Raw genomic sequence first — 6054 nt, 5'->3', positions numbered from 1 at the left:
TTTCGGATCAGCGAAAAACTCCACAATGGCAAACAGGGCTTTGCCCTAACAAAAAATGGCGCACTTTCTACAGTTACTTTTCTATAGAAAGAACGCCTTTGTTCATGTAGGCAATTATAGCAACATGACTATTTTTTGTCAACTGCTTATTTTTATAAATAAATCACCGGCTCTTTCCATGTTACTGTGCGCTCCGCTTTCAATAACACGCTTTGCTGCTTACTTATAATCGCTATTTTGAGAATACCGCATCATTTCTCGAAAGAAGATATACGCAGTACTGATTCATACTGATTCCCTCCCTCTGAGAATGTTCTGCCAGTAGTCTATGCAGGCTTCTTGGAATTCTCAGTTTAAACTGTCCGGAATAATCTTCAAGACTATCCGGCTCATGGATTTCTACCCCTTCTTCTAATGCAGCTTCAAGCCATGCTTTTTTTGCATCCAGGGCATTTGAAATTGCACTTTCCACTGTTTCTCCGCAGGTAATGCAACCAGGGAGATCCGGATACGAAACTACGAATCCTCCTTCGGTTTTATCTTCTACAACTTCCATGCGATAGGACATTGACATATAATCATTCAGCGTCTTCATGATTCTTCGCCTCACTTTCTACTATTTCCCTTACCATTTCTACATATACTTTCTTTATCGGCTCATGTTTTGGTATTGTAATAGGCATACATCCAGACTTTCTAAATGTATAATGACTGCTTCCACTTCTCGGAGCATTCATTTCATATCCATAACTTTCCAATACTTTTCGCAATTCATCAAACCGAAGATCTTTTGATAAATTACATATACGTGTTATCAGTTTATCCCATTTTGACATTCTTATATCTCCTATTTATATTATATGTGGTATCGTATATGGTGTCAATCAATTTTTCTATGCCAAATTTGAAAAGGTTTCCGTATTCTCCGAAAGAAAAATACGCAAAATACAAATTCAAAAATACTGTCTTTTGTACTTAATCATAAAGGGAAATGGATGAGCCGAATGGTTCAAAAATTATTTTAGATATGTAGATATGCAAATTTAGTGTAGCAAATGTATTATTTTCTGTGGATAATAGCAATATGTTCCGACTCAAATTATAAGCGGTTTTGCTTAGAAAATCAATAATCTTATTGTTAAAAAAACATCTACCATACTCTCATAGATAACAATGACAAAATATAAAATGGAAGTATATATAGTAACCTTTGCAGCCGGTTCTTTGCTGTATATATTATAATACTCTGAATCGGCATCCATATCCAAAGGAGAATACTAAATAATTCAAATTTATACGCTATCCAATAACAGAGCATCGGGAGTAACAACAAGAACATTCCAATAACTGACTTGCATTGTAATTTTTCTTTTAAAGAATATCTGAGCGGAAATCCTTTTTTAACTAAACGTAATTCATTTTGCACATTATAGCTGACAACATTCTGTCCTAATATCAATATAGAAAACAATAATACATACTCAATATATTTTCCCTCTATCTGCGATAATAACATTGTAATTAAAACAATCGCAAAATACTGATACATAATCTGTTTCTTTCTTCTAATAACACTAACCACCTCATAAACCATCAAAAAACGGTAGCGGTTGCCATAATATTTCTTCATCAGTCCCTTCATTTCTCTCTGATTATTTTGGAAAAACACTTCATCCTGTGTTTGCAAGACTGTATCATATTCCCTATTCAAAAAACCATATAACATCTGATTATATTGTTGAAAGAACGGGATAATTGCTTGATAGCTAAAATAAGGATATAAAATGAAATATAATCCGTAAATGATCAATAGTACACTGGCAACAAATACACTTCTATTAAAAAAGCAAATCATTACTACTGCTAACATACATATATTCGTAATATCCCGATATTTATATTGCGTCGATAAAACCGTATGCATATTGACGATTGGGTTACAGATCATAACCACAATAAACTGTCTCAAAACTATTCCCTCCATTGGGAAAGCCCAAAATAAAATCAACGCAACACACAACGTCAGTACCGTGCTTTTTCCTATCTTCTTCACTCGCCAAATATATGTTTTTTCTATTTTCCAAATATAAGTTTCAGGAGAAATACGCATTCTTGGTATTGTTCCAAACAAATTCATAAACAAGAAGCAGAGAATACCATACGGTATAAAAACAGCAATATCCATTCCATGGGTTGTCTGAATCATAGATTGTAATATAAGAATACATGGCACAATAGCAATCAGTATAAGATAAGCACCTATATTTCGTTTAATCATTCTAACTGCAAATTTGAATCTCTGTTTCAAAAGCAACTGATACATACTTTATTCCCCTTCAGATAAAATCTTTGCGATTTTCTCTCTATCAACTTCCTCCGTATTGATTTCTCTAATTTGTCCGTTATGTAACAAAAGACACTTGTCACAAACATTTTGTAAACACTCTATATCATGGCTTGAAATAATGTAAATTCCTTTTTCTTTCTTGTGAAACTCTACTATTACATTTTCTAAAAGTTTCATTTAGACAGGATCAAGCCCTGAGAATGGTTCATCAAAAATAGTAATTTTTTCTTCTTGTATCATTGCACAAGCATTATTTAGTCGTTGCATTGTACCTTTTGAAAGTTCTGACGGAGAATAGTTCTCATACTTTTTTAATCCCAACCCATCTAAAATCCTCTCGATTTTATCAAATGCCTCTTGCTTTTTTATCTTTCTACTCGAAGCAATTAAAAGAAGATTTTCATATATTGTCAGCTCATTAAAAAACTTGGTTGATCCATTGCATAGGCAACCGGCATATCAAGATAATCAACCTTGTTCATTTTTTCTCCGTCGATAGAAATTACTCCCGTATAATTTTTATCATAATTCGAAAGTATATTCAAAAGGGTAGTCTTTCCAGCTCCATTTCTTCCAACAAGTCCATAAATACAAGTATTTTCAAATGTATAGTTTAAGTTCGAAAAAACGACTGTTTCACCATATTTTTTAGTTAAATTTGAAATCTGAATCATAAAATTTCTTTTCCTCTCAAATCCATTTTCGTCAATCCGACTACTAACAATCCCATAAAGACTGCCGTGTTCACAAATAAAAGTACAACAACACTTTTTACCACTCCGAAAGTAAAAAGTATTGAGAAAACTTCTACTGACAATACAATAAAACACATATAATTTGTCAAATACTCTGTTATAATTTCTCCATAATAATTATTCATCTGTAATTTGGCATAGATAAAAGGTTTTAATAAATAACGGATTATAATACAAATAACCGGACAAATAAAAATCCAATTTTTATTCACCAAAGATGTTGCCACACCTTTACTCCATTGTACCGGAATTTCTGTCGGCAGCTTAGAATAAGACAATGTCCCAATAATCAAGCATAGTGCGGTAATCGTTATCCAAGTAAGCATACTTCCCCATATATACAAAAAGCTAACTGAATCCAGTTTGAAAACAGTTTGATTATCTTTCCAATAATCCTGCAACTCTGTTACATATTGTTCTACCTGTAATTTTTCATAACTAATACTTTCTTCACCCAACATTTTTTCGCACATGCGTTTTGCCTTATTCAAATCAGTAATCTGACTATTTAATATTTCATTCTGCCTCTCAAGCGTTTCCTGCAATGTTACTTTTCCAGATATAATGCTTCGTATATCCTCAATAGAAATTCCTAATGTACGCAGATATGCAATCTTCTTTATATTTTCCACATCATTTTCTGAATAATCTCTATAACCATTACTTTCGTTTCTTGAAGGCTCAATGAGTTTTTCCTTTTCATAAAAACGAACATTAGAACGGGATAAACCTGTTCGTTCTTCTACGTCTTTTATTTTCATGTTATGCACTCCTTTCAAGCAACTCTATTTTATCTTAAGAATAAGCTATAAACAAGGTTTACAGTCAAGCATTTATCCAAAATCTCTTCTCTTTTAGTTATAAATCAATTTAGCATTCACAACCTCTCTTGCTCTACTCCAAATATTATTCATTTCTCCTACCCAAGCCACCTGATCAGTTGCTTTAAGTTGTTCGGTAATACCTTCACTCTCTGCCATCTGCTCTACAATCCTTTCAAAGCGTTTCTGTGCCTGTTCTTCTATATCAGCCAAATAATCATTCAACCTTCCACTTGTAAGCAGATTCAGATATACACCTCTACGATATTCTTTGTGACCGTAAAGATTCGGTCTTTCTTCTTCAATCCGTAAAGCATCTGCAAATATTCCTGCATTTCTTCACAGAGGAACTTCGGCATTTTGATCATACGATTACTTTTCTTTGTTTTCGGTGTGGTAATCACATCTTCGCCGTGTAATCGCTGATAGAACTACGCTGGGTTTACTAAGTATTTTTGTTTATTCAAACTAAACTACAATTATTGTAATACCCGAAACACCCGAAAATCATTTCAAAAAACAAAGGTGCTACTTCCTGACGTCTTTTTCCGTCAGACAATAGCACCTTTCTCATATTTTATCTTATTTTTACAGATAGGAATATCCCATCAGTGATTCATCCACTGCTTTCGCAGCTTCTCTGCCTTCACGTATCGCCCATACTACCAGGGACTGGCCTCTGTGCATGTCTCCTGCTGTGAAGACTTTGTCTACGGAGGTCTGATACTGCTCTGGTTTTGTATCTACATTGGTTCTTCCATTGATGGCTACCTTAAATGCGTCTGTTACATATTTCTCACTGCCAAGGAATCCGGCTGCGATAAGGACTACATCTACAGGGATGACTTCTTCGCTTCCTTCTACAGGAACCATCATCATACGTCCTGTCTTTGGATCTTTTTCACTCTTTAATTTTGTGAGTTTTGCCTGGCAGACATTTCCGTTTTTATCTTTGATAAATTCTGTAACAGTAGTCTGGTATACTCGTGGGTCATGTCCGAATACAGCGATAGCTTCTTCCTGGCCATAGTCTGTTTTGAGGACTCTCGGCCACTGCGGCCATGGATTGGATGGTGTTCTTTCCACTGGCGGCTTGGGCATCATCTCTAACTGGATCACAGATTTGGCACCCAGACGGATAGATGTTCCCACACAGTCATTTCCTGTATCACCGCCACCGATGACCAGAACATTTTTTCCTTTGGCAAGTTCATATGGAACTTTGGCAAAATCAGAATCCAACAACGCTTTTGTTACCTGTCCCAGGAAATCTACTGCGAAATAAATTCCTTTTGCATCCCGTCCCGGAACTTTAATGTCTCGTGGATTGGATGCTCCGCAGGCAAGGATAACGCGGTCGAACTGTTTCAGAAGTTCTTCTGCTTTGATGTCCTTTCCTACGTTTACATTTGTAACGAATTTAACTCCCTCTTCTTCCATAAGATGGATTCTTCTGTCAACAACAGCTTTGTCCAGCTTCATGTTAGGAATACCGTAACGGAGAAGTCCGCCTACACGGTCTTTTCTTTCAAATACAGTTACGCTGTGGCCTCGTCTGTTTAACTGCTGAGCTGCTGCCAGTCCAGACGGACCGCTTCCGATGACTGCGATGGATTTGCCCGTACGCACTTCCGGGATCTGCGGAGTTACCCATCCGTTCTCGTAGGCTGTCTCGATGATCGCACGTTCATTTTCTTTTGTGGAGACCGGTTCTCCGTTTAAGTTACAGGTGCAGGCTGCTTCACAGAGTGCAGGGCAGACACGGGAAGTAAATTCCGGGAAACTGTGTGTCTTGCTCAGTCTTAAGAATGCCTGTTTCCAGTTGCCTGTATAAACCAGATCATTTGTCTCAGGTACAAGGTTGTGCAGAGGGCAGCCGGATGCCATACCGCCGATCATCATACCTGACTGGCAGAATGGGACACCGCATGCCATGCAGCGTGCGCCCTGAAGTTTCTGTTTTTCTTTATTTAATGGGGTCCTGAATTCTTTGAAGTTTGCGATGCGGACCTTTGGCGGCAGAACTTTTGCCGTCTCTCTCTCATATTCTAAAAATCCTGTTGGTTTGCCCATGATTTCCTCCTCTTCGCCACACTTGCTGCGGCAATAATGGTATGGCCCACGCCACCTT

Annotated in this window: 7 protein-coding genes and 2 pseudogenes; all 9 read right to left on the bottom strand. The window is 36.8% G+C overall.

The features are described 5' to 3' along the window. Positions 1-232: 232 nt before the first annotated feature. Complete coding sequence (locus LJE12_RS16135; RefSeq protein ID WP_008704906.1) at positions 233-595, bottom strand: type II toxin-antitoxin system HicB family antitoxin; 363 nt, start codon at positions 593-595, stop codon at positions 233-235. Further along, complete coding sequence (locus LJE12_RS16130; protein WP_173698271.1) at positions 579-836, bottom strand: type II toxin-antitoxin system HicA family toxin; 258 nt, start codon at positions 834-836, stop codon at positions 579-581. The genes LJE12_RS16135 and LJE12_RS16130 overlap by 17 nt, the downstream gene beginning before the upstream one ends. A gap of 314 nt (positions 837-1150) precedes the next feature. Further along, entirely contained in the window at positions 1151-2323 is a 1173-nt protein-coding gene (locus LJE12_RS16125) for a hypothetical protein (RefSeq protein ID WP_020993704.1), read from the bottom strand. Positions 2324-2524: 201 nt separating this feature from the next. After that, on the bottom strand, positions 2525-2734 hold the full coding sequence (locus LJE12_RS20080; protein WP_320055418.1) for an ATP-binding cassette domain-containing protein: 210 nt from the start codon (positions 2732-2734) through the stop codon (positions 2525-2527). Positions 2735-2823: 89 nt separating this feature from the next. Further along, positions 2824-3021: pseudogene (locus LJE12_RS20075) on the bottom strand (ATP-binding cassette domain-containing protein); the annotation flags it as partial. Next, entirely contained in the window at positions 3018-3863 is an 846-nt protein-coding gene (locus LJE12_RS16115; RefSeq protein WP_118569730.1) for a MerR family transcriptional regulator, read from the bottom strand. The gene LJE12_RS16115 and the pseudogene LJE12_RS20075, both read right to left, overlap by 4 nt. Before the next feature lie 93 nt (positions 3864-3956). Continuing rightward, positions 3957-4136, bottom strand: coding sequence for a TnpV protein (locus tag LJE12_RS16110; RefSeq protein WP_331466202.1), 180 nt, complete (start codon positions 4134-4136; stop codon positions 3957-3959). A gap of 53 nt (positions 4137-4189) precedes the next feature. Further along, a pseudogene (locus LJE12_RS16105) lies at positions 4190-4351 on the bottom strand (site-specific integrase); the annotation flags it as partial. A gap of 160 nt (positions 4352-4511) precedes the next feature. Beyond that, entirely contained in the window at positions 4512-5996 is a 1485-nt protein-coding gene (locus tag LJE12_RS16100) for a glutamate synthase subunit beta (RefSeq protein ID WP_118572935.1), read from the bottom strand. Positions 5997-6054: the final 58 nt, after the last annotated feature.

Source organism: Blautia sp. DFI.6.71, assembly GCF_020593585.1.
Lineage (GTDB): Bacteria > Bacillota > Clostridia > Lachnospirales > Lachnospiraceae > Blautia_A > Blautia_A wexlerae.
The sequence above is the reverse complement of the archived record's forward strand: the minus strand, read 5'-3'. Positions and strand labels throughout refer to the sequence as shown.